We start from the raw sequence: 25,979 nt of genomic DNA, 5'->3' as shown, positions 1-25,979 counted from the left end.
TATCCCGGCGGCCGTCGAGGCCATGCGCCAGTATTGGATGCCGATCCGCTACGCCCGCGCTGGCTAACAACTGCCTACGTGGCTGCTCATGCCGGTTACCATTGAGTCTGTCAAGTTCCGCAGTCTGCCGGTAAAACCAAGGGATGGTTTGCACCGCCACTCCACCTTCGGCTTATCGCGCGGCTTGCGCGGACGCATAGGCAGGATAGAGGTGGCTTAATCTTGGCCAGCTCCTCGTTAGGTCGGCGAGCTCATATCGACAGATGGCGGTTACGCCGGATCTCAGAGTGTGCCAGCTGATCGCCTTCGGCCGCCGCCGATCGCCCGCCAAGCATTGGCGTGCATCGCAATCCAGTCAGCCACCGCTTGCGACCAGCGCGCCGCGGCAAACGTGCGGTTGGATACTCCAGCAGGCGATGAAGACAGGGGCCAGTCGCTGCGCGCCGGCCGCGGGAGTCGAACACCGGCACCTTGTCGCCCGCGAAGCCACGAACAGCTTCTCTCCAGGCCCATGCGCCTGGCGTACTCGGCGCGATCATCTCGCTCCACTCCAATAGAGGGTGCAGAATCGGCTGTAGCCAGCCGTCGGGGTGCTCCGCGCGATACTCATCCATAGTGTAGATGCATCCCATCAAAAGCATCCATTTTACAGCTCGTGGGGCCGTCATATAGGACAGGTCGAGGGCGGCTGGGGCAAATCTAAGGGAGCGGCTCTCGAATGAAAAAATTGGCTTTTCTAACCGCGAGCGCCGTGGCGTTTGCAGCGGCGGTACCCACTTTCGTCCATGAGGTTGCCGCGCAACCGGTCGCCACCAACGGGCGGGTAGCCAATACACACTACCCTCAATGCGATGAGATGCCCTTGGAAGGCTTCTGCGACCCGATTTTCTGTATAGGCGACTCGAATTGTACGGCGCCAGGAATTGAGGACTGATCAGCGTTTTCGAGAAGCGAGGCCCTGGTTCATCAGGCCTCGCCGTCACAGCGTCTGAGACAAATTGACAGTTTCGCCGATGAGAGATTTCTGGTTCATCGTAGCCGCCAGAAGCATCGATGAAACAGAAATCCGGACCGGGGCAAGTGCCAGCAGAACGAGTACCAAAAGACATTCGGCGCCAGAACACGCCGGAATATCCGTCGGAAGAGAAGATGCTATCGTCCAGGAAGGACTGCAGGGCGACGAGGGTATCTTTAGAGCTCAGCCAGCCCAGGCATTGCCGCCTCAATGTACGTGGCGGGTCCAAGGACTTCCTCGGAACCGATAGACATCGCCTGGCGGCGATACGGCGTGTGTGGCAACTTCTGGCACGGTGAAGCATCTGCGTCGTGAGACGCGACGGCGCTGAAAGAAATGATGGCCGACTTTACGCTGGAGAAGCGGTCGCTCAAAAAACGTGAATGGTGATGGGGAGAACGAGGCACGAGATCTCCTGCGCCCGAGTAAAACCGAATCATCTAGCTGGTGGAGCAATCGCATGTCTGGCCAGGCGGACAGGCTTGGTATCCCACCGCCACATTCTATCACTGGTGTGAGGGTTACCGGGAGGGCGGCAGCGACACGCTGGCCGACCATCGATCTCGGCCGGAAGCGGGTCTCTACGAAGACGAGGACTGGGTGCCAGACTTCGCTTTTAGAATGGACCCCGAGGCCGGCCTCATCTGGAGGACGGCCTCATCTGGTCTTCGGTCTCGGCGACCACGACATAATGGCGTTCACCGACTACGGCAGCGAGAACATGGTGGAGCACATCAGGATACACAAGGACAACCTGAACTCCTCAATCGGTGACATCGGTGGGTCCATTGTCCGCCCCGGTGAGTTTGCGGCAGTCGCGAAATTGATGTGAGCGGCTTGGCAGCAGGTACAAAGCTCGTGCGTGAGGAGTGTTATTTCTTTCTGCTACGTGGGGGTACGGGCTTTCGACCCTTACGCAACGGCTTGGGAGCCGTCGCCCCTTTGGGGGGCTGGAGAAAGAATTCAGACAAATGAACCCCAAGCGTTTCCGCGATACGGTCGAGCAGATCGATTGTCGGGTTCTCCGATTGCTGCTCGATACCGCCCATATAGGAGCGGTCGATCCTGGCATCGTATGCCAATCGCTCTTGCGAAACACCGCGATCTACGCGGATCCGGCGCACATTCCAGGCGACAAGCGCACGAGCTTTCATGCGCCAAAGCAGCCATTCCGACGGCCATCAAACCACTGGCTATAACCATACTATTGCGGTACGTTCGCCCAAAATGCAGATGAGCAGAGTTCGCGCGTAATCCGAAGGAAGGAGCGGTACTGGATTTCAGAAGGCGCGCCGGATCAGCCTGTGCTGATGAGCTACGACGAGCTGCGTCCCATTTCGGCCTCTTGATTCGAAAGGCTGGACGACAGTTCTGCTGATCGAGCGGAACGGACTGCGATCAAATGCATTCGGACGATGGTCGGAGCGAACGAATTGAAGGGAACGACGGCAGTCGCCGCTGCTAGGTATTCATTGACTTTGGCAAGAATGCTCCTGCAGGCCGCGACAATCGGCTCTCTACGAACAGGTTCTGAATACGGCTACCGTCCCGAAAATCGAGGCTTCTCAATCTGGTAGGACTTTCAGGCCGTGCCGTCTGATCCCAAGATCGCAGATTTCGCGCCTAACGCGCCGCAGCTCACGCCATATGACGAGCAACATGCCGTCACGTATATGCGTCTGCTGGATGCCGAGGCCGATAACGCTGATTGGCAGGACGTTGCGCGCATTGTGCTTGGTATTGATGCCACCCTCGATCCGGATCGCGCCCGCCGCACTTTTGAAAGCCATCTGGCTCGCGCCAAGTGGGCGGCGGCTCACGGCTTTCGGCATCTCCTGCAGCGCGGTTGGGCGAAGAGTGAGGAATAAGTGCGTCCGAAACGGACGTCACCTCTGGTGATGACCGATCGCAAAACTAGATCGTCCCATCGCGTAACTGCGTCAACCGCGAAGTACTTGCATTCGTGCAACCAGAAATAGTCACATTCGTCGGGCTGCAATTCCTTGCGTGTGCATTATGAACATACGGGGAAGTGGTGCGATGCCAGGTGCTGACTGGAGATCAGAGAAAGCCTATCCTGACGCTAAGAATGCCGAAGCTGTGGACATAGCCTGGGAGTGGCTGCGCCGCAACGGCGAGTACCAGCGGGACTATATGGCCCTGGCGATGAGCGAACGATCCGGCGCGATGGCCGATCATTTCCGACACCAGTGGGGATTGTCTTTTCGCAGCTGATCCCGAAAAGGCCTTCGACCAACAAGCCATTTTCTGGGCGCCCGAAGTGCTGGCGACCGTGCTGCCCGTGCGCGCGGCTGTCCGCCCAGCAGCGTGGTACGATCTGGATTTCAGCAGACTGGCGGGTAGCGAGCTTCGCCATGCACCGGATGGATGGCATGCCATCGTGGCGCTCGGAGGAGCGAAGCATCGCCTGTGGCTAACAGAACTTCCACCGAGCGGCTCATCGCTTGCCGTCGACCTGCTGTTCGACGGCAGTTTCGAGGTTCGTTTGCGGGCAGCTCATCGGTTTTGGCTGGCCCTCGAACGGCGCCCCATCGGACCACCGCCTCTGACGCTGCCAACCGTCACCCGTCGTCGGCTCATCCTCGCCTTGCGTGCAGTCGACGGGTCTTTGGCAGGACACAGCTATCGCGAAATCGCGCAAGGCTTGTTAGGCAAGCATCGCATTCCCGATCGCGGCTGGAAAACGCACGATCTGCGCAGCCGGACCATCCGCCTGGTCAAGACCGGGCTGCATCTGGTGCGAGGCGGCTATCGCGCCTTGCTCCGTCGCAAGCGTAAAGGAGAGGACGACCTGACCTGAGCTTTGGCTGATCGGCTAGCCCGTATCTTACAAAATCATCGTAGTCGGCCGATTGACGCGAGAGAAGGGTTTTGGCAGGGCGCGACTAACGTCTTCACTCGCGGGCTGGCCGCGGTGCTAGCTGAACGGCGAGCTCGCCGGCGATCGGAACAGTCTGCATGTGCAAATGGACATGCTAAGATTCCAAAGATCGATCAAACGTCTGCCATCACGCAAAATACGCGATTAGGCGGCTTCCGGAATCGCGGCCTTCTTACAGAGCCGCGCGACCCATCGGCAAAAGGCGCGAGCAACTTCTGGGTTGTCACTGCGGTCCACCGCATACGCCCGATACTGCATGCCGCTTGAAGTACGCGATCCCGGCACGACATGGAGCGCTCCTGTACGCACGAGATCGCTGACAATGATTTCGGGCGCCACCAGCAGGCATTTGCCGGTTATGACAGCCGGCAAAGCAAGGTAATTATGATCGTATCGCGCCCCCGACTTGATGTCCTTCGCGGTCAGGTTCATGGCTCTGAGCCAGGTGGGCAGTATGTCGGGCCGCGATGTGATATTCAGAATCGGCATTGAGCGGGCAGTGGAGAGCGTTTTTCCCATGACGTGATTTGGAGCGCCTACGCATACGAGCATCTCATTGTAGATCGCCCAATCGTCGGCAGGTTCAGCGACACAAAGATCGCGGGTAAGCAGGATGTCGAAATTGTCCGAGGATCTCGGTGGAGATAATGAGCTGATCACGTCGACGACAACGCCGCCCATCTCGGCAGAGAACGCCTGCAGATTGGGTATCAGGAAGGAATAGGCGAAGGTGGAAAGAGAGGTGTGGACTACGATTCGATTGGCGTCCGTTCGGTTCCTGCGCCGCATTCTCTTCGCGGTGAAACACACAGTGTCAAGCGGTTCGGCCACGGCGTTCGCAAAGAGCCTTCCAAATTCTGTCAATTCGCTGCGTCGGCCCCGCCGTTGAACAAGATCCGTGCCAAAGTAGTCCTGTAACACAGCCAAATAGCGGCTGACCGAGCTCTGTGTCGTTCCCAATGTGCTCGCCGCACGCGTGACGCTCCCCTCGCGCGCAATGGTCACAAAGACCCGGATAGCATTGAGGGGCACTTCATTGTGTTCGGCAGCCATCTTCTGCTCCGGTAGCTTCTGGGCTCTCCGCTGATTGTCACGGCGGGCCATTGCCAGAAGCTCCATCACATTATTAGATGTCTATAGCCGGATTGCCGCTTATAAGTGATATCTCGCGCACAAAATCTGCCTTTCGAGGATTTGGGCGGTCTGGCTCGGCGACTTCGATTGCTGTCGACGGCTTTCTAGGAGGTGATCTCCAGGTGCCGGCAAGGGGGATGACTGCTGATGTCGCGATCGACATCGAGGGCCGTCGAGATGACAGGCCCGAGACGTCTTAAGAGGGTTCAGGATTGCGCCCGAATCAGAGCTCGCTGCTGAGTGCCGTCTCAAAATCTCGCTGGCAGGTATCAATTCGGCGTTCAGCGAAGGAAGCGAGCTTCAGCCGCCTTGACCTCTTCCATCTTCTGGATTCTGAAGATCTCATCCACCGGCAGGATATCCTTGTGGACATTCTGGACGCCGCCGTCAGCGATGATCCGGCGGAAGGTGTCCTGCATCGCGGTTGCAGCAGCACGAATGCCGCAATTGCCATAAATCATCATGCGGATGTTGCCAAGCATTTTGACCCGTTCGGCATCGAGGTCAGGGTAGGCGTTCGGCACGATCACCAGCGGCAGCGTTCCGGTCCAGGCGCGCGCAAAGCTTTCGATCTCGCAAGGAGTCTGGCTTTTCGAATGGATCAGGATCATGTCCGCGCCAGCTTCCATATAAGCATGTGCCCGATGCAGGGCCTCCACTTCGCCGTGGAATTCTTCAATGCGCAACAGGTCCTGGCGGCCCTCGGCAGCAAGGCTCGTTACTTTTGGAAAAGTCTTGTCCTCGATGACAACGGCACTAGCGCCGGCCCGCTCATATTCCGTGATAGCGTGCATGACGTTGATCGCATTGCCATAGCCTGTATCAATGTCCGCGACGATCGGAAGCCTCGTGCGCCCGGCGATCGCCCGCAGCATGTCAAGATGCTGTGTCATTGAGATCAGGCTCATATCCGGTAGCCCATAAAGCGCAGACAGCTCGAAGCCGGACGCCCACACTCCGTCAAATCCGGCTTCTTCAGCGAGCATCGCTGAGAATGGGCTGTGGGCGGCCATGACGTGGACAAGGCCAGTCTCGGCCATGCAGGCACGAAGGCGTTTGGCAGGGGACATCGGAAAATCCTTTTAGGAAAGGCTCGCGCAGGCGGCGATGATCCGGTCGCAGGCGCGCGTGAGGTCCTGGAGCGAGGAAGCATAGGAGATGCGGATATAGGGCGAAGCCATGAAGCCGCTGCCAGGAACGACAGCCACGGCGAAGGCGTTAAGCAGATACATGGCAAAATCACTGTCGGTATCTAACATCTTGCCGTCGGGTGTGCGCTTGCCAATGACCCCCGCGCAGGAGGGGAAAACATAAAAGGCACCGTCCGGGACGCGGCAAGCGAGCCCCTTGGCCTGGTTCAGCTTGGCGATCACAAGATCGCGTCGCTCTAGAAATGCGCGCGCGAACTCCTTGATATGGTCCCGTCTCCCTGACAGCGCTTCGAGCGCGGCATATTGAGAAACCGAGCTGGTGTGCGAAGAGGTCTGGCCCTGGATGAGGTTCATGGCCTTGATCAGCGCCAAAGGCCCGGCCCCGTAGCCGACGCGCCAGCCGGTCATCGCGTCTGCCTTGGACACCCCGTTGACCGTTAAGGTACGCTCGCACAGGTCCGGCGCGACTGCGGCCATTGTTGCAAAGTCGGCGTCATAGGTGAGCTTTTCATAGATGTCGTCGGATAGCACATGCACCTGGGCATGCTTGCGCAATACCGCCGCGAGCGCGAGCAAATCACTTCGGCTGTAGACCGCACCGGTCGGATTGCATGGCGAATTCAACATCAACCATTTGGTGCGCGGCGTGATCACTTTTTCTAGTGCTTCGGGGCGCAGCTTGAAGCCATCGCGTTCACTGCAGGCCACGAGCACCGGCTTGCCGCCCGCAAGCGCCACCATGTCGGGGTAGGAGACCCAGCATGGCGTCGGGATCACAACCTCATCGCCCGGATCGAGGCTGGCAAATAGAGCGTTGAACACAACCTGCTTGGCGCCGCAGCCGACCGTGATCTGGTCGATACCGCAGTTGAGGCCATGATCGCGACGGAGGCTCTCGCCAATTGCTGCCCGCAATTGCTTGTTCCGGCGACCGCCGTGTACTTCGTCTGCCCGGCACGGATGGCCCGGATGCCAGTTTCACAGATGACGGACGGCGGATCGAAATCCGGCTCGCCTTGACTGAGCGTGATCACATCGGTTCCCTGATCTCGCAGCTCGGCAGCGGGAGCCGTCATGACCTTGGTTTGAGAGGGACGGACGACCTTGAGCCGTTCTGAAACGAGAGACAAGACACAATATCCTACGCGTTCGAATGAGCGAATGGGGATCTATCCGAACTCGAACGGCCAGACGAGCCAGGTGATCGCGGCTTTGGATATAATCATCGAAGATTACGATAACCGTAGCGCTTTTCGTGCGGCTCTGTTGGGCGCTCGCACGAATAGTTTGCGTCTCAGCCCCTCCTCATCATCGGCCTGCCGATCATCGCATAGTTGCAAGCACACATCGACTTATTCGATGTGTGTCATTCTGGCGTAGCAGTTCAGGCTTTTAAGCTCGCGCACAATCGCGAAATTGAGCAACACAAGCGCTCGATTTCGGGAATCGAGAGTCTGTGCCGGTCGAACAAATCGCGGGCTGGCATTCGCATCAATGAACGTGGAAGCGGAGGCGGTGATGACCCGTATCGATCTGACGCGACGGCAAGCCATCGCAGGTAGCCTTGCCGCAAGCGTGGTAGCCAGCACAGGCGCCGGCGCTGTGGAGAGTGAGCCTAAGACATTGCCGCGTCGCCGCCTCAAAGTCGGCATGTCCGGATTTCCGCGATCGTTCGACCCGGTTATCGCGACCGATACTGCCATTCGTCGGGTCGTGCCGCAGCTTTTTGATACGCTGATCAGAGTAGAGCATGCTCACGACATGACGCTACGGCCGGGCTTGGCCGAGCGTTGGGAGCGGATCAACGCGCAGTCGGTGCGGCTGTTCTTGCGCAAGGAAGTCGTTTTCCACGATGGGGCGCCTTTGACGGCTGAAGATGTTGCCTTTAGCCTTGGTCCTGACCATCTGCTGGGACCTGGACGCAGCGGCATGTCCGAGGCGCTTCAGTCGCTTGATCGGCTCGAGAAGGTCGAAATCGTCGATCCTTACACTGTCATTGTGCATGCAAAGGGTAGCGACGCCCTCCTCGAGCAGCGTCTGGCTGCTTGGGGATCTGAGATCGTGAGCCAGCGCGCGTTCCTGGCAGCGGGCTCGTGGGAGCGCTGGACCACTGCCCCTGTCGGAAGCGGTCCCTATAAGCTCGTCGATCACAAGCTTGATATTCGTGTCTCATTGAGCGCCCACGATGCGTATTGGGGCGGGCGGCCGCCATTCGATGGCATCGAATACCGTATCATTCCCGAGCTTTCCGCGCGCGTGAACGGCCTGCTCGCCAGCGAGCTCGACATTGCCACTGACATTCCGCCCGACCAGTTCGCGGGCATCCAGAAGCGCGCTGATCTCGAGATCGTGGGTGGTGCCGTGCAGAATATCCGCTCGCTCGCCCTCGATCAGACTGATCCCATTCTGAAGGATGTGCGTGTTCGCCGTGCGATGAGCCTTGCGCTCGATCGCAAGCTGATCGTGCAAAGCTTGTGGGAGAACCGGGTCCCCATTCCGAACGGCTATCAGCTCCCGAGCTACGGGGAAGGCTACATCCACGAATTCCCCTCGCTCGCCTATGATCCCGGCAAAGCCAAGGAGTTGCTGGCTGATGCTGGCTACAAGGGAGAGCAGATCACCTATCGTCTGCTCAACAATTATTACCCCAATCAGGTCTCTGGCGCGCAGATCATGATCGAGATGTGGCGTGCGGTTGGCCTGAACGTCAAGATCCAGATGATGGAAAACTTCGCGCAAGTTCAGCGCCAGCCGGTGCGTGCCATCTTCGATACGTCAAATACGGCGCTGTTTCTGGATCATCTTGGTCATCCCTGGCGTGAATTCGGACCCAGCGGCACCCTGCCAAGATCGATCGGAGTCTGGAGGAACGAGGAATATTTTGCGCTCGGCGCCAAGCTCCTGGACACCGTGCAGAGCGAACAGCGCCGGCCGATTATCCGCCGCATGCTCGAGATCATCAACGAGGTCGATCCCCCTTGCGTGATCCTGCACGTCTCAGGTCAGTTCTATGGCAAGCGCCGCGATGTGCCATGGCTGCCGGGACTGACGCTCGACCTCAATTTCGGCCCATTCAACAGAGCTCTGATCCGGACAGAATCGCGATGACGCACACCTTGAATCGGCTTAAAGCGGATGCGGCCTCTCTGATGAGGGAAGAGCAGGGGCCTCGCAGGGAAGCGCTTCTTCATATCGCAGGTTTATGTGTCGCGTTCGACGGTGTGCCGACGCTGCGCGGAATCAATCTCACGCTCGCGCGCGGCGAGTCGCTGGGCATGGTCGGTGAAAGCGGTTGCGGCAAATCGGTGACATGGCTTGCTGCGCTTGGACTGTTGACGCAGCGCGCTAAAGTAACGGGTAGCGTACGCCTGGCTGGAGAGGAACTGCTCCATGCACCAGCCTCTCGCCTGGACAAGGTGCGGGGCGGGCAGATCGCCATGATCTTCCAGGACCCGGCGAGCGCGCTTAATCCCGTGCACAGGGTGGGCGATCAGATCATCGAGTCCTTGCGGCTTCATCGTGGCATGGATCACCGCACGGCGCAGGCCGAAGCGCGACGTCTGCTCGACCAGGTCGGCATCCCCGATGCAGCGCGCCGGCTTGGCGCCTATCCCCACGAATTCTCCGGGGGGCAAAACCAGCGCGTCATGATCGCCATGGCACTTGCAGGACAGCCCGACATCTTGATCGCTGATGAGCCTACCACCGCCCTGGATGTCACAATTCAAGCGCAGATCCTTGAGCTTCTGCGGCAAATCCAGCGCGAGACGGGCATGGCGCTGGTCCTAATCTCGCATGATCTCGGTGTCGTCAGCGAGATCTGCGAACGTGTCATGGTCCTTTACGGGGGGCACATCGTCGAAGAAGTGCCCGCCGACAGTCTCTTCGACCGACCTGCCCACCCATATACGAAGGGTCTTCTTGCGGCTCTTCCAAGCCTGGATGGGCCGCGGCAACGCCTCTTAGCCATTCCCGGTGTCGTGCCAAACGCAGCCGCGTTTCCGCCAGGCTGTCCTTTCGCCCCTCGATGCAATCGGCGGATCGGACGCTGTCATGAATGGGCAATTGAGCTCGCCTCGCTGGATGGCGACATCAGACACAGGGCTGCCTGCTTGCATGTCACGAGCGAACGGCCCGCGGGCGAGGTCGTGGCTGCATGACCGGGGCTGCTCCGCAGATCCTCCAAGCAGACGGGCTTGTCCGAAATTATCGATTGCGGCAGGGCCTTTTCCAACCTCCAGCGATAGTCCAGGCGGTCAATGGGCTCTCCCTGCAGCTCGCTCCCGGCGAGACCCTCGGACTGGTTGGCGAATCCGGTTGCGGCAAGTCGACTGCGGGCCGGCTCCTGATCGGCCTGGACCGGCCGGATGCCGGCAAGGTGACCTTCGGCGGCGAAGCTTTTCCCGCTATCGGCGATAGTCGATGGCGCCGCCTTAGGATGCGAATCCAAATGGTTTTCCAGGATCCGCTAGCTGCGCTCGATCCCCGCCTGACGATCGGCGCGCAAATAGCCGAGCCGCTCCAAATTCACCGGCTTGGCAGCAAGTCGGAACGAGAGGGGCGGGTCAATGCGCTTCTTACAGATGTGGGGCTCAGGACCGACCACCTTGCGCGCTTTCCGCATGAGCTTTCGGGCGGCCAGCGCCAGCGTGGCGTCCTGGCTCGTGCGCTGGCCACCGATCCGGATCTCCTTGTCTGCGACGAGCCAGTATCGGCACTCGACGTCTCAATCCAGGCGCAAGTAATCAATCTTCTGCGGGACCTGCAGGAGCGACGACGCATGGCGATGATCTTCATCAGCCATGATTTGCGAGTGGTCCGGCTGATCAGCAATCGGATTGCTGTGATGTATCTCGGCACCATCGTCGAGGAAGGATCGTCTGAGGCGGTTCTTCTGGATCCTTTGCATCCTTATTCGCGGGCGCTCATTTCCGCGGTGCCAAGGCCCGGCCGACATCGCTCTCGCACCATCCTTCAAGGAGATCCGCCCAATCCGGCTGCGCGACCGGACGGCTGTGCATTTCATCCTCGCTGTCCGGTCGCTCTTCCGCTTTGCGCGCGGCTCGCTCCAGAGCTCAGATCCGCGCCTGACGGGCGTCGCGTCGCCTGCCATCTGATTGGCGATCATGGTGCCGAACTCGACAAGGAGACATGATGGCGCGCTTTATTCTGGTCCGCTTCGCACGCGCGTTCCTGACCATCGGAGTTGTGGTTACATTCGCATTCGTGGTGCTGCGCGCCTCTGGCGATCCCGCCCTGGCGTTGTTATCGCCGGAAACCCCGGCGGAAGCGGTGGAGGCCTTCCGAAAGGCCTGGGGGCTCGATGCACCACTCTGGGTGCAATACGTCAAATACCTCTTCGCGGTCGTTCATGGCGATCTCGGCCAATCGATGCGCGACGGACGTGCCGCGATTACCGTCGTTGGCGAGCGGATTCCGGTCACCTTGATGCTGACTGCGCCGGCGCTGATCCTCAATCTGATGATCGGCATTCCGGCCGGCATCTACGCGGCCCTCAAGCGGGATAGTCTGGGGGATCGATTGGTGATGATGGTTGCGGTCGTGGGCTTCACTGTGCCATCTTTCGTGCTCGGCCTCCTGTTCATACTCGCTTTTGCAGTCGAGCTCCCCTGGTTCCCCTCCGGCGGCGCCGGCACTTGGCACCATGTGGTGCTGCCCGTCATCACGCTCGGTCTGGGCGGCGCGGCCGTTTTGGCGCGATTCAGCCGCAGCGCCATGCTCGAGGTGCTTGGACAGCCCTATATTCGTGCGGCCAGCGCCAAGGGCGTGCCTTGGGCCAGCGTCGTGACCGGTCACGCTCTGCCCAACGCCGCGATAGCAGTGCTGACCATCGTCGGCTTCATGGTCGGCAATCTCATCGCGGGAACGGTGCTCGTGGAGAGTGTATATTCGTGGCCAGGCCTTGGCAGCCTGTTGGTCGTGTCAGTCGCCAGTCGCGATTTGGCTGTCGTCCAGTGCATCCTACTCGTCGTGGCCGCCACCATGATTACCACCAATCTCACGATCGATCTGCTCTATGGCATGCTCGATCCACGTTTGCGCCAGTTGCGCTCTGGGAGGCGATAAGTGTCGCGCATTTTCGCAGACCAGGTTCTGCCCTCCTCAAAGATGCGAAAGGTGTGGTGGTGGCGCGACCGCGCGATCGGAATAGCGGTGACCTGGCTGCTTCTCATGCTTCTCGTCGCGATATTTGCAGATTACCTTGCTCCTTATGACTATGCAGCCCTTGACCTTCATCATCGCCTCGCTGCACCTCTTGGCCTCGGCGGAACCATCGCACATCCCTTCGGTTCAGATGAGCTCGGCCGGGACGTACTGGCACGGCTAGTCATATCCATTCGCATCAGCCTCCTTATTGCTTTCGCGGCGACCTTGATCGGCGCCATCCTTGGCATCACGCTTGGCTTTTTGGCTGCTCACTTCCGGGGCTGGGTAGAGCAGCTCATTCTCGGCTGTGTCGATTTTCAGGCAAGCATGCCCTTTCTCGTTTTGGCGCTCGCGGTGCTTGCTTTCTTCGGCAATTCTTTGCTCCTTTTCGTGGGGCTCATCGGTCTCCACGGATGGGAACGCTACGCCCGCGTCACCCGCGCGCTCGCGATGAGTGCCAACGAGCAAGCCTACGTGATCGCCGTACGCCAGCTTGGCGCAAGTCCATGGCGTCTCTACCTGCGCCACATCATGCCGAACATCGCTTCGACCTTGATCGTCACCATGACGCTCGCCTTTCCGGACATCATTCTGCTCGAGAGCGGCCTTAGCTTCCTTGGACTTGGTGTGCAGCCGCCTCTGACTTCTCTTGGCAATATGGTCGGATATGGTCGTGACTATTTGACCCGTGCTCCCTGGATCCTTGTGCTCCCTTCGCTCGTCATCTCGCTTACGACTTTGTCGATTTCGCTGGTCGGCGATTGGCTGCGCGACCGGATCGACAAAACATTATCGTGAGACTTTGAAACAGCGAGATCAGAGATATCTCATTGCTCGCATGGCTGACGATCATACTCTTTCGGCAACATAGCAGAGAAGTTCATGCCTTCGTCGGATCTTTCACGTCTCAAGGTGATCTGTTCTCGCAATGGCGAGGTAAGAGGAGCGCGAGGCGTCCGCTTCGGCTTGGAGTTTCCTGGCTGGTAACCTGAAGACGCGTGTCTCACCAGCCGGGCTTGTTCCTTTCCGTGCGTATCAGTTCGACAATGAATCTTCATCAACAATACCGCTCAGGTGGCTTGAACGTGCAGCAAAGCGAGTTTGCTTCGTGCCGACCTCGATCTCGATTTACATGCTGTTGTAGCCACAACCTGCGCCGGTCCTGTTCTTTCGACAAGCTTTTCGCATTATGAGTGGGGCTCGATGCGAAAGAACCAGTGAAGCCTTGCGCAAAATTGCCGGTCGAGAACTGCACAATGCCAGCCTTCTCGAGGCTTGGCGCATGCCACGCGACTCGTGGCGCTCATCGCGGTTGTTCGGTATTCTGGCCGGGCGCGCCTTGCGTTGCTTTTCATCAATGGCTGAATGGGAGGTAATGGGTCAGTTTGAATATGACGCAGCCTTACGAGGGCATGGCGTCAATTGCCGTTTCTATCGGGAGAGAGAACGTTCTTGATCCGATCGGGCTCTCGATAAATTCGGCCTCCTTCCAAAAGGCGGCGGCCTTTTCATCGATGGCATGCACCAGAATAGCGCGGATGCCGATCGTTTCTGATGCGTGTACGATTTGATGTAGCGCGTGCTGAAGCAGGTCTTGGCCAAGACCTTTACCCTTATAGGTAATGTCGCGCGCCAACCGTCCTATGATGGCGACAGGCACTGGATTTGGCAGGCCATGCCTTTTCATCGGAGGCTTTGGGATCGCTGCCCGTTCAACGCTGCCAGATGCTATGCAGTAATAGCCAATGATTACATTGTCCTCACACACCACGTATGTGCGAGCAGTTTTGCCCTCGCTTTCGAGAGAGCGGTTTTTGAGCCAATCGTTCAGCGCTTCATTGCCACAGTCAAAACGGCTGAAGTCGTGCGTAGGCTTGAGAAGCGTGGGGGCTGTCATGCCCGCACGCTTCCCCGGATGTTCGATTACTTCTGCCAAAGCGGCTTACGCTTCATCAGTGCCTTCAACTTGGTTCCGGCCGGAGGCGGATTATCAAGCGCATTCAAGAAGGCGTCGTGCTTCTCTGGATCGAGAACGAACAATCTTTGATCCAAAAGCACATCGATGGCATGTTGCCGCGCGCTATCCAGCATAAATTCGCTAAGCGTCTTACCGACTGCAACGGCGGCAGTATCGATCAGATGCTTTACCTGTGCGGTAGCACGAATGTGGATATTGGTTTCGCTCCGGACGCGGCGCGACCTTACCCGCGCCCTAGGGCGCTCCAGTACTGCTGCTTCCATTGCGGTTACTCCTCACTGTCTCTCTGGACCTCTTTATATTGCATTTGTGCACACAACGTCAACACGGTTCAGGAGGTTCCTGAAAACTTCCGCCAGGTCGCAGGGTTCAAATCCTTTTGCCCTGACCGAGCTCCGTCGATCTATTATAGCAGATCGTTCGCCAGTGATGATCTATTTTTACAGATCGAACTTGCAACCAATTTTGGGTTCGTGATATATAAAACTATATCAATTGATCGATCTGATACGCCGGGGCATATCATGGCCTACTCTACTGACGAACTTCTGCATATCCTCCGGACGGCCCGGGAGACCATCGGCTTGAGTCAGCGCAATCTCAGCGTTCGGATCGGAGTACCGCAGAGTCACATTTCCAAAATCGAAAGCGGCGGCGCCGATCTGAGGCTCTCCAGCTTTGTCGAGCTCGCGCGCGCGCTCGACCATGAAGTGGTTCTGGTGCCGCGCAAGCTTTTGCCGGCGGTCGAGGCTATCGTCCGGAACGCTTCGTCTGCACTTTCCGATGACGCGCGCTTGCGCTCGAGCGTGCTGAACCGCGCGCAGGCAGCCGTAACCAGGCTAAATCGATTGCATCAAAATGCGCCGGGCCTGGAAGGCCTGAACCAAGCCCTACGCGAACTCGCAAATTTCCAACTCGGAAGCTCAGAACTTGAAGCGATCCGGCGCATCACCGACCGGTTAATGAAGCTGCCAACGGGGTCGAACGCGCTAGCAATGATCCAGAGCGCCTCAAAGCAATTGAGAGAGTTGCGCAACCGCATCGCCCACGCTTTGCCGGAAGCGCCGCGCCCGGCTTACGCACTCGACGAGGAGGAGGACGATGCCTGACGTTTCCGTTCTCGATGTTCTGCTGTATGGGGAGAAAATCGGAACCCTGACACTCGTCCAAGGAACCAGAACGCTATTCGCCTTCAACAAGACGTACATCGACAATGCTGAACGACCCACGCTGAGCCTCTCCTTCAAGGACCAGTTTGGGAAGCTGCTGACGGACATTCCGCCTACAAACACGCGAGTGCCGCAGTTCTTTGCAAACTTGCTGCCGGAAGGCCCTCTTCGTGACTATCTTGCCGAACAGGCAGGGGTGAACGAGAAGCGCGAGTTCTTCCTGCTGTGGGTCTTGGGTCAGGACCTGCCTGGCGCGCTGACGATCCGTCCGGCAGACGGCGAAGCGCTGCCCCCGAGTGAAGACAGGCAAGCCGATGAAGCTCGAAGTAAGCGCCCGAGCAACGTACTGAGGTTCTCCCTCGCTGGTGTGCAACTGAAATTTTCGGCGGTGAAGAACGCTGGGAAGAACGGCGGCCTGACCATCCCGGCAGAAGGTGTCGGCGGCTCGTGGGTCGTGAAGCTTCCGTCGGAGCGGTATGCTGCCGTGCCGGAAAACGAATTCTCGATGATGACGCTTGCGGCAAGGCTAGGAATGAACGTGCCGGAAGTGCAGCTCCTCGATCTGGATGCGATCCAAGGACTTCCCGAGGCCATCGGTCATCTGAAGGGCCAGGCATTGGCGGTCCGGCGCTTCGACCGAACAGAAGCCGGACCGTTTCATATCGAGGACTTCGCGCAAGTATTCGGCGTCTGGCCCGAAGAGAAGTACAAACGTGCAAGCGCACGAACCATCGCGACAGTAATTGGCATCGAAGCGGGCGACGACGCAGCGGCGGAGTTCGTGCGCAGACTAGTGTTCAATACACTCATCGGCAACGCCGACATGCACCTAAAAAACTGGTCTCTGATCTATCCCGACCGCAGAACAGCTACGCTCGCACCCGCATACGATTTTGTCTCGACCATTCCTTATATCGCGGACGATTTCGCGGCGATCAAATACGCCCGAACCAAACGGATGAGCGAGTTCTCGTTCGACGAGCTCCGCTATCTTGCTGCGAAAGCGCGGCTTCCCGAGAAGCTGATCGTCGATACGGCGTCCGAGACGGTGACGCGGTTCCGGGATGAATGGACCGCGGCGAAAAAGGACTTGCCCATAAACACAAAGATCGCGGAGAATATCGAAACTCACATGACGGGCTTAGCCCTGCTATCAGAGAAAAGGTAAACGGGACTTCTCGTTTCTTCACTACTCGAAGGCCAACCGAAATTGGCGGTACGGGACGGCTTGCCCTTCACGATCCGTCTCTCTCGCGTCGGGGCTATAACGTCTTCGCATCCTGTGGTCGCCGTGACGCACCTCAACCGAGGTGAGGCGACTAGAGCGCCTTGGGCTGGTTCGCCCGGGTCGATCGCGCTCGTTGTGATTATGCAGCCTTGACCTTCATCATCGCTTCGCTGCACCACTTGGCCTGGGTGGAACCATTGCGCATCCCTGCGGCTCGGATGAGCTCGGCCGGGACGTGCTCGCGCGCCTGGTCATGTCCATCCGCATCAGCCTCCTCATTGCGTTCGGGGCGACGTCGATCGGCGCGATTCTTGGCATCACCCTTGGCCTTTTGGCCGCTCACTTCCGCGGCTGGGTAGGGCATGTCATCCTCGGCTGTGTCGTGCTCGCTTCCCTAGTCATCTCTCTCACGACTTTGTCGATCTCGCTCGTCGGCGATTGGCTGCGCGACCGGATCGACAAAACATTGTCGCGAGGCCTAACGCGACTTATGGCACGTCTTGTGTCTGTCTCAGGCGATGGTCGTGCACATCAGAAGCGCAGGTCCGAATCGACCGTGCATGTCGTCGTCGGTCTCGGCCAAAGTGGCGGCGGCATTTTCGCCAGACCGCACTAGTTTCCGAAGCCCGCACAAGGTCTGACCTGGAGGATCGGGCAATGACAGTCTCAAATTTGAGCTCTCCATATCGAATGATCGAGCGGCTTGTACTGACGTCGGCGGCAGGCCTATTTGCGTTGGAAGCTGCACAAGCAGCTGATCTTCCCGTTAAGGCTAAAGCGGTCGAGTACGTGAAGGTTTGCGCGCTATCTGGCGCCGGCTTCTACCACATTCCCGGCACGGACACATGCATCAAGCTCGGTGGCTACTTGCGCGCCGACTTGGTCTTGAACAGCAACAGCAACTTGACCCAGCAGCGAATGGTGTGGCGGGAGCCAGAAACTGTCTGAGTAATTACTACACCTGGCGGTCGCGGGAGAGCTTGAATATCGACACGCGCACTGCAAGCGACCACGGTTCGGTTCGCACCTTCTTGCAAGGCGTGTTCAGCTGGACATCGGGTGGCTACGTGGGTGCCGGTATAGGCGACGGTGGAGGCGCAGCCACCTATAACGCAGCTGTATCCGGAGGACAGGGCAGTGGAGCGATCGCACAGGGATCGCTCGGCGTCTACTCCGCGTTCATCCAGTTCGCCGGCTTCACCGTAAGAAAGGCGGTCTCGCAGTTCTCCGCGCCTTGGACCAACTATCCGGCGAATGAATATGACGATCTACCCGGTGGCGGCGGCTGGGTTACCGGCGTGAACCAGTTCACCTATACCGCGGACTTTGGCCAAGGCATCACAGCGTCGCTCTCGGCCCAGGACCAAGTCGTTCGCCGCTCACGTTCCAGATGTTGGTTGTCCCATAACTGTACGTCTCACGCTGAGCGCCCCTCACGCGTCCACAATCGTTTGCGCCATGGACGCTTCCTGCGAGCGATCGGTCGTGGCGGCGCAGCCGGTAACGGCAGTCTCTCATCGCCCGCTTGCTTCTCGGCCTCTCCCTGGGGCTGGCCTTCCGCCACAGAGTGATCGAGCTTCTCAGCGGCGTCAAGGACCTCAAGCCTCTCGAGGATCTTTCGTCCCTGCGCAGTGATGATCCAATATCCTTCCTCCCGCTCGATCAGCCTTTGCCCGAAGATATCGAGGTTCGGCTCGCGGCTCGCAATGCGCTTCATGCGCGCCGGCCACTCGGGCCCGCTGGTGTAAAAGATCGCCAAGTGCTGTTTGACGAGTTCAAGACTGGCTCGGCCGCCGGGCTGCCCGGCAAGTATCTTGAGGATGGACAGCTGAAAGCTCATGTGAACACGTAACGATTCAATGAAAGCAAGACAATGCCGGCGCTACCCGACGCACGTAGCGCACATCATCGATTTTCAATTGCCGGGTAGGCTAACCAAGGGGCCAGAGTACCACATTTCATATGCAGCTTTCGAGCGTTCATGTGCCCTCGCAGCTCGGAATCGTGCTGCTTGTCGGAGCCGAGCTGCGCGTTGCCTCACGAGACTGCCGATCGGGACCCGACTCTTTCCTTCGTAATATGTTCTCGTGGCCTCGGCAGTCGACCCGCAAGCTGGCGCATCGCATCGCCGACGGGTGCGAGATCGTCGTGCGCGATGGAGCATGCCGCAATTGCATCAAGCGCTACTAGACCCACCCAGAAATAGGAGCTCGAAGTCAACGGCAAGACAGTCGTTTGCGTCAACAGCGCACATTGGAGCCGCTGACTTTGGTCAGCAGCACCGATGGCTCATGCCGTTCACCAGCTTTTCAGCCAATACGATGCGATTGACGACAGGGAAGATGCCAGTCTGGTTCGCCCCAGACAAGACCCATCCCCTGCTCGCCTTCGACGGGCCGTCAGCGAGGCCGCGCAGCTCATCGATATGACTGCATATTGATATCTGTGATCCAGTCGAGCAAGCGCGAACATTCAGAGCTCGTGATGATCATCCCGGCAGGTTTTCATAACCGATGAAAATCGTCACTCACTGTGTGGTGCGTTGCGCCCACTCAGGCTGAACGTGCGATGCCGATCGTCTTATTTACGACATTCTGTCGATCCGCCGACAGGTCGGTTTGGGATGAAAGCAAGCATCCAGCTGTGTCGCAAGTTGGCACGAGCCTTGAAGGGTTGGAATCTCTATCGATTGCTCAGGAATGCAGGAATGGCTTAGGAGATGATGAGCCTTCAGTTCATCGGTTTGATCAGGTCCGAGTTCGGGTCGTCCAGCCTTTGGCATCAACTCAGGGACTCGCGCATGATTTCGGCTCCTTGATCGACCTCGCTCGACTCCGATGCGCGCCGTCACCATTGCGCGAGTGGTAATCGGCCAACAGTTTGAGACGGCATCTGCAAGCTCTCCTCTACTTATCACATGCGACAATCCTGGCCGCGCTGGTCGAAGCCCCAGCGCCAAGCCGGGGTCCATTTTGGGCCAATCAACTTGTGGCCGCACGAGGCTGCAGTTGAGCCAGTATCGCGGAGTGACCACGAGTTCACGTCAGGAAGTGGATGCTTTCGTGAAAGAGGCAGTGCTTCGCTCGCCGAGGCAAGCGGCAGCATGATGACATGGACAAAATAGCCGAGACAAAGCCGACATCGAATTTGCGCCCAGAACTGACGAGACGGGCGGCTACAGCTGTCGAGCTTGGTGAAATCGCGAAGCTCGCGTGGCCAATGGTGCTGACGCAGGTTGGGCAGATCGCGATGATGACGACTGATGTTGCCTTGATCGGTCGGATCAGCGCCGAGGCGCTTGCTGCGGCCGCGCTGGCAGGCCGGTTCTATCTAATTAGCTTCGCCTTCGGCGCTGGGCTACTAAGTGCCATCACGCCCATGGCGGCGCGGGCGTTTGGCGCGAATAATTTAGCCACGGTACGGGGTGCGCTGCGCATGGGGTTATGGGCGGCCATGATCCTGTCTTTCCCAATTATTGCTGTGGCGCTGCGAGCAGAGCAAATACTGCTTGCGTTGGGCCAAGCCCCGGATGTGGCGCGGCTCGCTCAGCAATACCTCTTCGGATTAGGATTCGGCGCCGCGCCGGCACTTTCGTTCTTGGCCATCCGCAGTTTCATGGGCGCGGTCAATCGACCACAGCCGGTCTTGTGGATTACGCTATCAGCGACTCCCCTGAATGCTTTGCTGGTCTATATGCTGGCCTACGGAAAGCTTGGACTGCCTCGGCTGGAGCTGCTGGGGGCGGGACTTGCGACCACGCTGGTGAACTGCAGCATGTTTTTAGCCGGCTTGTGGTTCGCCGCACTGCGTCGTCCGTTCCGTGACTACCATGTACTTGCACATCTCTGGCGTTTCGATTGGCGCACAATGCGGCAGCTCATCGCAATCGGTGTGCCGATATCAATGGCTTCATGGATCGAGTCGGGACTATTTTGGGCCACATCGATTCTGGCGGGCTTGATCAGCACCAGTGCACTGGCCGCACATCAGATCGCTGTACAGATCGCCGCGATCCTGTTCATGATTTATGTGGGCGTTGGCACGGCCGCAGCCGTGCGCGTTGGCTATGCGGCCGGCCGCAACGACATTGCAGGCGCCAAGCGGGCATATCTGGCAGCGATGCTGATCGGTATTGTGATAGCTGCATCGTTAACGCTCGCACTGATCGCCGCGCGTTTTGAGATCGTCGAGCTCTTTCTGGGCAGATCGGCCGGTTCGGCGGCAACGATTAGCCTGGCTGCAGAGCTCCTCGTGGTCGGCGCAACGCTGTTTATCACTGACGCTGTCCAGTGCATTGCGGCAGGCGGCCTGCGCGGACTGAAGGACTCGCGAATGCCGCTTCTGTTTGCGATCATTGGTTGGTGGCTGATCGGCTTTTCCCTCAGCTATTGGCTCGGTTTGAAGGTCTGTCTTGGCGCCACGGGTATATGGATCGGCTTGTCGACCGGAACGACAATCTATGCGGCGCTTCTCGTCCTGCGATTCCGCAACTTGACAAGCCGCGCTCACTGATGCGGGCGTATCGCTGATGCCAAGCGGCGACGATATGCCAGGATACTTGCACTGGCCGATACGAGCGGGTCGAAACTCGAGATTGGCTGAAAATTGGACGTTGCTGCTGATGGCGCGACTGCAAGCGTAAAGAGACGCCTAGCATCGCGTTATTCGATCATTCCGTTCCAAAAAGCGATACGCAAAGTGGTTAGCTTGTTCGGGAGCTGGTAGGACTCCTCAAGGCGTCCTTCGCAATTCGCGAGCTTTCCAACTTGTCACCCCCGGCAGAATGGCTCAACGGGTCATCCCTTCGAAAGCGTTGCTGTGACAGGTCATGGGGCTCAGCCACATGCGGAACGCGCTGACGCGATGACTCTCAATCAGGGCATAACGACTTTCCACACGCCCACGGTTGACTGCGAGCTCCGCAGCCGCGGAATTCCTGCCAAGCACCCGCGATATATCGCAATCGCCGGAATCAAGCTGCCACACAATCCGCGGCAGCAGCAGTCACGACGCCGGGCTCAACCGCAATGTCGACCAGATCAGGATCGGCTACTGCGCGGAGCAGGCTTGATTCGACGAAGCCTTTGCTATTTTTGTTTGCGAGGCAATGCTGCCCTTGGCTTGTTGGATGTCTCACCTGACGTCCTCGCTCAGAAGCCGCTAGCGATGCAGTCGCTGTCCAATCTCACCCGGTCCAGTCTACGACTGAGGAGAGCTGCTGGCGCTCGCACGCCATTGATCCCGGCACGGTGCCGGTCGGCACGCCGGCCAGGCGTTGGTCGGCATGACTGGGAGCTCCATACCGGCATCACCCTCGCGCAAGCGATCAGCGTCCATCCCCAAGACAACGGCGCTGGGCTGCGTCAGGTCAGCCAAGCCCCGGCCGGTGCCGACCCGCTACGTCCCAGCTAGACGAAAGCTTACGATCATGTTCAACCGACCGGACCGGTATCGGGTTCTCATCGTGCTATTTGATGGGCTTCGGCCGGATCTCGTCAAACCATCGCTGACGCCGAATCTGGTCAGGCTTCAGCGCCGCGGTGCGGTGCTGGCCCGGCAGCGCACCGTTTATCCCAGCGAAACACGGATAGCGCTCACGAGCCTCATCACGGGCGCAACGCCGGATCGCCACGGCATTGTTGGCAATCAGTATCTCGACCGGCACTTTCCGGCACCGCGCTTGGTCGACACAAGTAATGCGCGTCTGATCGAGGACCTCGATGCCGCGAGCGACGGCCATCTACTCGGTGTGCCGTCACTTGGCGAGATCCTCGCGGCGAACGGCAGGACATTGTCAGTCCTGGCATCCAACTCGGCGGGGGCAACCCGTCTGCTGAACCATAAGGCCCGAAAGTTCGGCCAGGTGACGCTCTCCGGCCACTTCCCTTCTATCGCGACCTCGGCCGAGATGCTCAGACAGGTGGAGAGCCTGCTTGGGCCGACGCCTGCGACGCCACCCCCCGGCACCCCGGAACTTGCCTCTCAAGCCTTTCTGACTTCAGCGTTTCTCGACGTCATCTGGCCTCAAATTCGGCCCGACGTCGCAATTCTCTCGTTCGGCGAACCCGATAGTTCCTCCCACGATTGTGGAACCGGCGCGCCAAGAACTCTGGAAGCGATCAGCTTTGTCGATCGGCAGTTTGGCCGCGTGCTCGATTGGTGGGAAGCTGAAGGCATGTGCCAGGGCGTGCACCTGATCGCAGCCTCCGATCACGGGCACGTGACGGTGCATGCGCGGGCCGATCTCTTGCAGACGCTTGAGGCTGCGGGGCTGCGCTGCGGCCCGGCACCGGCGGCTGGGATCGACGCCATCGTCATACCTGGGCAGGTCGGAGCAATTTACCTCGCCGAGCCCTCGCAGACCGTTATCCGCCGCGCTGTCGGGGCAATGATCGAACGGCCCTGGTGCGGTCCGGTGTTCACCGCTGGCGGCGCGGTCGATGGCATTGCACCCGGCAGCTTCGCCCGTCATCTCGTGTTCGCCGACCATGCCCGATCGGCAGATATCCTGTTCTCGTTTCGATCCGATGGCGGCCTCGATCCATTTGGTCTTGTCGGTCGAAGTTGGAGTGCGGATGGGCAAGTCGGCTTCGGAGTGCATGGCGGGCTGCATACCGAGGAAATGTCGTCTGTCGGCATTTTGGCAGGACCGCTCGTCAAAGGCGGCTTCGTCTCAAAAGTCCCTTCAAGCATTTGCGATTTTGCGCCGACAGTACTCAGTCTTCTGGGCATCTCACGGCCAGCAACGATGACGGGTCGCGCCCTCACTGAGGTCTTCATCGACGAGGGAGGGGACGTGCCTCGGACGATCGAAAAGGTATACGAGACCAGCAGCGGCCCATATCGCCAGCAGCTTCGTCGTGTACACGTCGGTGAGGCGGTCTACCTTGATTCTGCTGACGTGGTGGGTCGTCCCAGCAACCTGACAAAAATCGAGCATCGATCCGCAGGCCGCATCAGAGGGTAACACCGCAGAAACGTTTCTTCTTGCTCGTAAGAAGCAAGTAGGACGGGCGATCGGGCTGGGTCTCTCGTCGCGATAGTCTCTTCAGCGGGACACGCAACGCCCTCTTCTCCCGAACGTATTGGGCGATCCGGTTTTTCCAGTTTTAAGATCTCCGGAGCCTGCTATCGCAGGCTGTGAAGAAAGGTACCGTCCGTTCCGTACGAGCCAGGCGCTGCCCGGGGGCGGTGCCAGGGCCAGGGACCTCGAGCACGAGAAGGGCTCTTCGCAACAGCATTCATTTATTCAATCGGTCGAAGCTGTGCAGCATGAGCTTCGTGTCCGATCCTGGACGCGCAGCCTGCTTCAAAGTTCACCGATCTTGTTGCGAAGACAACACCGCGATCGAAAACCGCAGGGAATGCGCATTGGTCCGCTGGCCTAGATCCTGCAAACCACAACCGCCGTGGAAGCTGCGCCGTCGGCCATTCGGTCTTCGTCGCAAGGTGGCGCGCGTTCTGTGTTCGTGAGGCGAAATGCAATTCCAACTTCTTTTTTACGCCGTCACAACAGCTGCGCTCGTTGCAGGCGGTGCCGTTAATTCGGCCGATCTTAAGCCGGCAGTGAAGGTCCCACCCGCCATCTGGCGCTGGACCGGAGGATATATAGGCGGGCACGTCGGCGGGGGTTACGGGGGAACATCATTCAGCGATCCCTATGGCCGGTCACTCTATGGGGACGTTGTCGACACCCCTGTGTTCCTGGCTGGAGGTCAGATCGGCTACAACTGGCAGAGGGAGCGCTGGGTTTTTGGCGTCGAACTGGATGCTAGTCGCGCTGTCTCTGACGGTAAAAACACCTGTCTTGCTGCCTCCAGCTCTGTCATCAGCGCAAACTGCAACGCCAGTCCAAGCGTGTTTGTCACCGGGACGGGTCGCGTTGGGTATGCGTTCGGCCCGCATGGCCAAACGCTTGTTTATCTCAAGGGAGGCTTGGCCTGGCAGCACAATAGCGGGGTTGTCGCCAACAACAACGAATTCGGTAGCCCAATTAGCCCATTTGGCTTGGCGCCACAGAATGCCACTCATTTCGACTATGATCGTGTCGGTGGCACAATAGGCCTGGGCGTCGAACAAGCCCTCACGAACGCATGGTCCTTGACGCTAGAGTACGACTATCTGAAATTCAACGGACCAAGCGCCGCGACCCCTCCGACTCTACAAGGTCCGCCCTTTGCAACCGTCCCCGCCAACACCACGGGCCTGTCCAGTAGTTATCACGTCGGAAAGCTTGCACTGAACTACCATTTTAACACAGACGCATGGACGCCGGGATGGGCAGATACGGCGCTATACGCGACAAAGCCGACTGGCAGCGCGTCGCCGATTGCCTTCGGTGATGGGTGGTCGCTGGAAAGCGGCACACGGCTGTGGTTAAGCCGAGGAAGGTTTCAATGGGACGTCGGGGATACTGATCTGATTTCAAGGCTCACCTATCATAGGCTGGACGGGATCTCCGGTGAGTTGTTCGAACGGCTGGACAGCCCCTGGGGGATCTTCCTGAAGGGCAACATCGGGTTCGGACGCTTCAACAGCGGAAATATGAACGATGAAGATTGGGGCGTGGACCCGCTCCCTTATCGCAACACAATATCGGGTCAGGCCAACGGAAGGTTCACGTACTACACCGCCGATGCCGGCTACGATTTCCTGCGCAGCAGCACCTCCAAGGTCGGTGGGTTTATGGGCTGGAGCTACTACGGCCATAAGTCTGATACGATAGGCTGCGTTCAGATCGCCTCGCTCTACGCTCCATGTCTGGCGCCAGGTGATAAAAGGATAGTGGGCAGCCAAGACACTGATTGGAATGCGCTGCGCATCGGCCTTAGCGCTGAGACCATTTTGCTTGATCGTTGGCGCATGAGTGCCGATGTTGCTTACCTGCCCTGGACGGATTTCCAGGGGCGCGACAACCATCTGCTGCGCCATTTTACGACCTTCGCCGATCAACGCGGGAGTGGTGGCGGTGGTGTACAGGTCGAGGCAGTCTTATCCTACTTCATCACCAAGAACTTCAGCGTCGGCGTCGGTGGCCGTTATTGGGCCATGTGGACTCCAAACCAGCGAATGCAACTCTCCACCCAAGCCGAGGCAGGCCACTTTCCTGTTACCCACGGCCCCTTTCCCGCGGACTATCGCATGGAACGATGGGGCACGTTCTTACAGGGCTCCTACAAATATTGAACAAAACTGCTTGCTCCTCGCTCTAAGCTTCGAACGGCATTATGGCGC

At 58.8% G+C, this 25,979-nt stretch carries 21 protein-coding genes and 2 pseudogenes; 16 read left to right on the top strand and 7 right to left on the bottom strand.

The window, feature by feature from the left end; genetic code table 11:
• Window positions 1-1,706: 1,706 nt before the first annotated feature.
• A complete protein-coding gene (locus tag IVA79_RS10485) occupies window positions 1,707-1,847 on the top strand; it encodes a hypothetical protein (protein WP_247552542.1) in 141 nt (46 codons plus the stop codon).
• A gap of 40 nt (window positions 1,848-1,887) precedes the next feature.
• On the opposite strand, the gene IVA79_RS10480 is transcribed toward IVA79_RS10485, so the two are convergent.
• Complete coding sequence (locus IVA79_RS10480) at window positions 1,888-2,169, bottom strand: helix-turn-helix transcriptional regulator (RefSeq protein WP_247293715.1); 282 nt, start codon at window positions 2,167-2,169, stop codon at window positions 1,888-1,890.
• Window positions 2,170-2,604: 435 nt separating this feature from the next.
• On the opposite strand from IVA79_RS10480, the gene IVA79_RS10475 reads away from it, so the two are divergent.
• The 3 genes from IVA79_RS10475 (at window position 2,605) to IVA79_RS10465 (ending at window position 3,836) form a co-directional block, all read left to right on the top strand.
• Window positions 2,605-2,883, top strand: coding sequence for a DUF2285 domain-containing protein (locus IVA79_RS10475; RefSeq protein WP_247552540.1), 279 nt, complete (start codon window positions 2,605-2,607; stop codon window positions 2,881-2,883).
• A gap of 172 nt (window positions 2,884-3,055) precedes the next feature.
• On the top strand, window positions 3,056-3,250 hold the full coding sequence (locus IVA79_RS10470) for a DUF6499 domain-containing protein (RefSeq protein ID WP_247552538.1): 195 nt from the start codon (window positions 3,056-3,058) through the stop codon (window positions 3,248-3,250).
• A 46-nt stretch (window positions 3,251-3,296) separates the two neighbouring features.
• Window positions 3,297-3,836, top strand: coding sequence for a DUF2285 domain-containing protein (locus IVA79_RS10465; RefSeq protein WP_346658167.1), 540 nt, complete (start codon window positions 3,297-3,299; stop codon window positions 3,834-3,836).
• 225 nt (window positions 3,837-4,061) lie between these two features.
• On the opposite strand, the gene IVA79_RS10460 is transcribed toward IVA79_RS10465, so the two are convergent.
• The 3 genes and pseudogenes from IVA79_RS10460 to IVA79_RS10450 all read right to left on the bottom strand — a co-directional run bounded on the left by IVA79_RS10460 (window position 4,062) and on the right by IVA79_RS10450 (window position 7,332).
• Window positions 4,062-4,970, bottom strand: coding sequence for a LysR family transcriptional regulator (locus tag IVA79_RS10460; protein ID WP_247552536.1), 909 nt, complete (start codon window positions 4,968-4,970; stop codon window positions 4,062-4,064).
• Between the two features lie 362 nt (window positions 4,971-5,332).
• On the bottom strand, window positions 5,333-6,121 hold the full coding sequence (locus tag IVA79_RS10455; protein WP_247552534.1) for an isocitrate lyase/phosphoenolpyruvate mutase family protein: 789 nt from the start codon (window positions 6,119-6,121) through the stop codon (window positions 5,333-5,335).
• A 12-nt stretch (window positions 6,122-6,133) separates the two neighbouring features.
• Window positions 6,134-7,332: pseudogene (locus IVA79_RS10450) on the bottom strand (pyridoxal phosphate-dependent aminotransferase).
• A 388-nt stretch (window positions 7,333-7,720) separates the two neighbouring features.
• Here IVA79_RS10450 and IVA79_RS10445 point away from each other — a divergent pair.
• From IVA79_RS10445 to IVA79_RS10425, 5 genes are read left to right on the top strand one after another with little or no spacing between them, the layout of a single operon-like run.
• A complete protein-coding gene (locus tag IVA79_RS10445; RefSeq protein WP_247552532.1) occupies window positions 7,721-9,310 on the top strand; it encodes an ABC transporter substrate-binding protein in 1,590 nt (529 codons plus the stop codon).
• A gap of 41 nt (window positions 9,311-9,351) precedes the next feature.
• Window positions 9,352-10,362: an ABC transporter ATP-binding protein gene (locus IVA79_RS10440; RefSeq protein WP_247552553.1), complete on the top strand. Its 1,011-nt coding sequence runs from the start codon at window positions 9,352-9,354 to the stop codon at window positions 10,360-10,362.
• A complete protein-coding gene (locus IVA79_RS10435; RefSeq protein ID WP_247552530.1) occupies window positions 10,359-11,357 on the top strand; it encodes an oligopeptide/dipeptide ABC transporter ATP-binding protein in 999 nt (332 codons plus the stop codon). Before IVA79_RS10440 ends, IVA79_RS10435 begins: the two co-directional genes overlap by 4 nt.
• The gene (locus tag IVA79_RS10430) at window positions 11,357-12,289 is read left to right on the top strand and encodes an ABC transporter permease (protein WP_247552550.1); all 933 of its coding nucleotides are present in this window, start codon (window positions 11,357-11,359) and stop codon (window positions 12,287-12,289) included. The genes IVA79_RS10435 and IVA79_RS10430 overlap by 1 nt, the downstream gene beginning before the upstream one ends.
• A 42-nt stretch (window positions 12,290-12,331) precedes the next feature.
• Entirely contained in the window at window positions 12,332-13,168 is an 837-nt protein-coding gene (locus IVA79_RS10425; RefSeq protein WP_247552548.1) for an ABC transporter permease, read from the top strand.
• A 604-nt stretch (window positions 13,169-13,772) separates the two neighbouring features.
• Here IVA79_RS10425 and IVA79_RS10420 read toward each other — a convergent pair.
• A complete protein-coding gene (locus IVA79_RS10420; protein WP_247552528.1) occupies window positions 13,773-14,267 on the bottom strand; it encodes a GNAT family N-acetyltransferase in 495 nt (164 codons plus the stop codon).
• A 26-nt stretch (window positions 14,268-14,293) separates the two neighbouring features.
• On the bottom strand, window positions 14,294-14,611 hold the full coding sequence (locus tag IVA79_RS10415; RefSeq protein ID WP_247552526.1) for a DUF1778 domain-containing protein: 318 nt from the start codon (window positions 14,609-14,611) through the stop codon (window positions 14,294-14,296).
• 261 nt (window positions 14,612-14,872) lie between these two features.
• Between IVA79_RS10415 and IVA79_RS10410 the strand changes: the two genes are divergently transcribed.
• The 4 genes and pseudogenes from IVA79_RS10410 to IVA79_RS10395 form a co-directional block, all read left to right on the top strand.
• A complete protein-coding gene (locus IVA79_RS10410; RefSeq protein ID WP_247552524.1) occupies window positions 14,873-15,457 on the top strand; it encodes a helix-turn-helix transcriptional regulator in 585 nt (194 codons plus the stop codon).
• Window positions 15,450-16,685: a HipA domain-containing protein gene (locus IVA79_RS10405; RefSeq protein WP_247552521.1), complete on the top strand. Its 1,236-nt coding sequence runs from the start codon at window positions 15,450-15,452 to the stop codon at window positions 16,683-16,685. The genes IVA79_RS10410 and IVA79_RS10405 overlap by 8 nt, the downstream gene beginning before the upstream one ends.
• A 313-nt stretch (window positions 16,686-16,998) precedes the next feature.
• Window positions 16,999-17,361: a hypothetical protein gene (locus tag IVA79_RS10400; RefSeq protein WP_247552519.1), complete on the top strand. Its 363-nt coding sequence runs from the start codon at window positions 16,999-17,001 to the stop codon at window positions 17,359-17,361.
• 41 nt (window positions 17,362-17,402) lie between these two features.
• Window positions 17,403-18,109, top strand: a pseudogene (locus IVA79_RS10395) (porin); the annotation flags it as partial.
• Between the two features lie 53 nt (window positions 18,110-18,162).
• Here the strand turns inward: IVA79_RS10395 and IVA79_RS10390 are convergent.
• On the bottom strand, window positions 18,163-18,585 hold the full coding sequence (locus IVA79_RS10390; RefSeq protein ID WP_247552517.1) for a hypothetical protein: 423 nt from the start codon (window positions 18,583-18,585) through the stop codon (window positions 18,163-18,165).
• A gap of 1,271 nt (window positions 18,586-19,856) precedes the next feature.
• Between IVA79_RS10390 and IVA79_RS10385 the strand changes: the two genes are divergently transcribed.
• The 3 genes from IVA79_RS10385 (at window position 19,857) to IVA79_RS10375 (ending at window position 25,931) form a co-directional block, all read left to right on the top strand.
• Complete coding sequence (locus IVA79_RS10385; protein ID WP_247552515.1) at window positions 19,857-21,257, top strand: MATE family efflux transporter; 1,401 nt, start codon at window positions 19,857-19,859, stop codon at window positions 21,255-21,257.
• Between the two features lie 916 nt (window positions 21,258-22,173).
• A complete protein-coding gene (locus IVA79_RS10380) occupies window positions 22,174-23,712 on the top strand; it encodes an alkaline phosphatase family protein (protein WP_247552513.1) in 1,539 nt (512 codons plus the stop codon).
• 512 nt (window positions 23,713-24,224) lie between these two features.
• Window positions 24,225-25,931 (top strand): outer membrane beta-barrel protein, encoded by a 1,707-nt coding sequence (locus IVA79_RS10375; protein WP_247552511.1) that lies wholly within the window; start codon window positions 24,225-24,227, stop codon window positions 25,929-25,931.
• Window positions 25,932-25,979: the final 48 nt, after the last annotated feature.

Source organism: Bradyrhizobium sp. 138, assembly GCF_023074075.1.
GTDB lineage: Bacteria > Pseudomonadota > Alphaproteobacteria > Rhizobiales > Xanthobacteraceae > Bradyrhizobium.
Note: the sequence above shows the minus strand (reverse complement) of the source record. Positions and strands in the feature narration are given on the sequence as shown.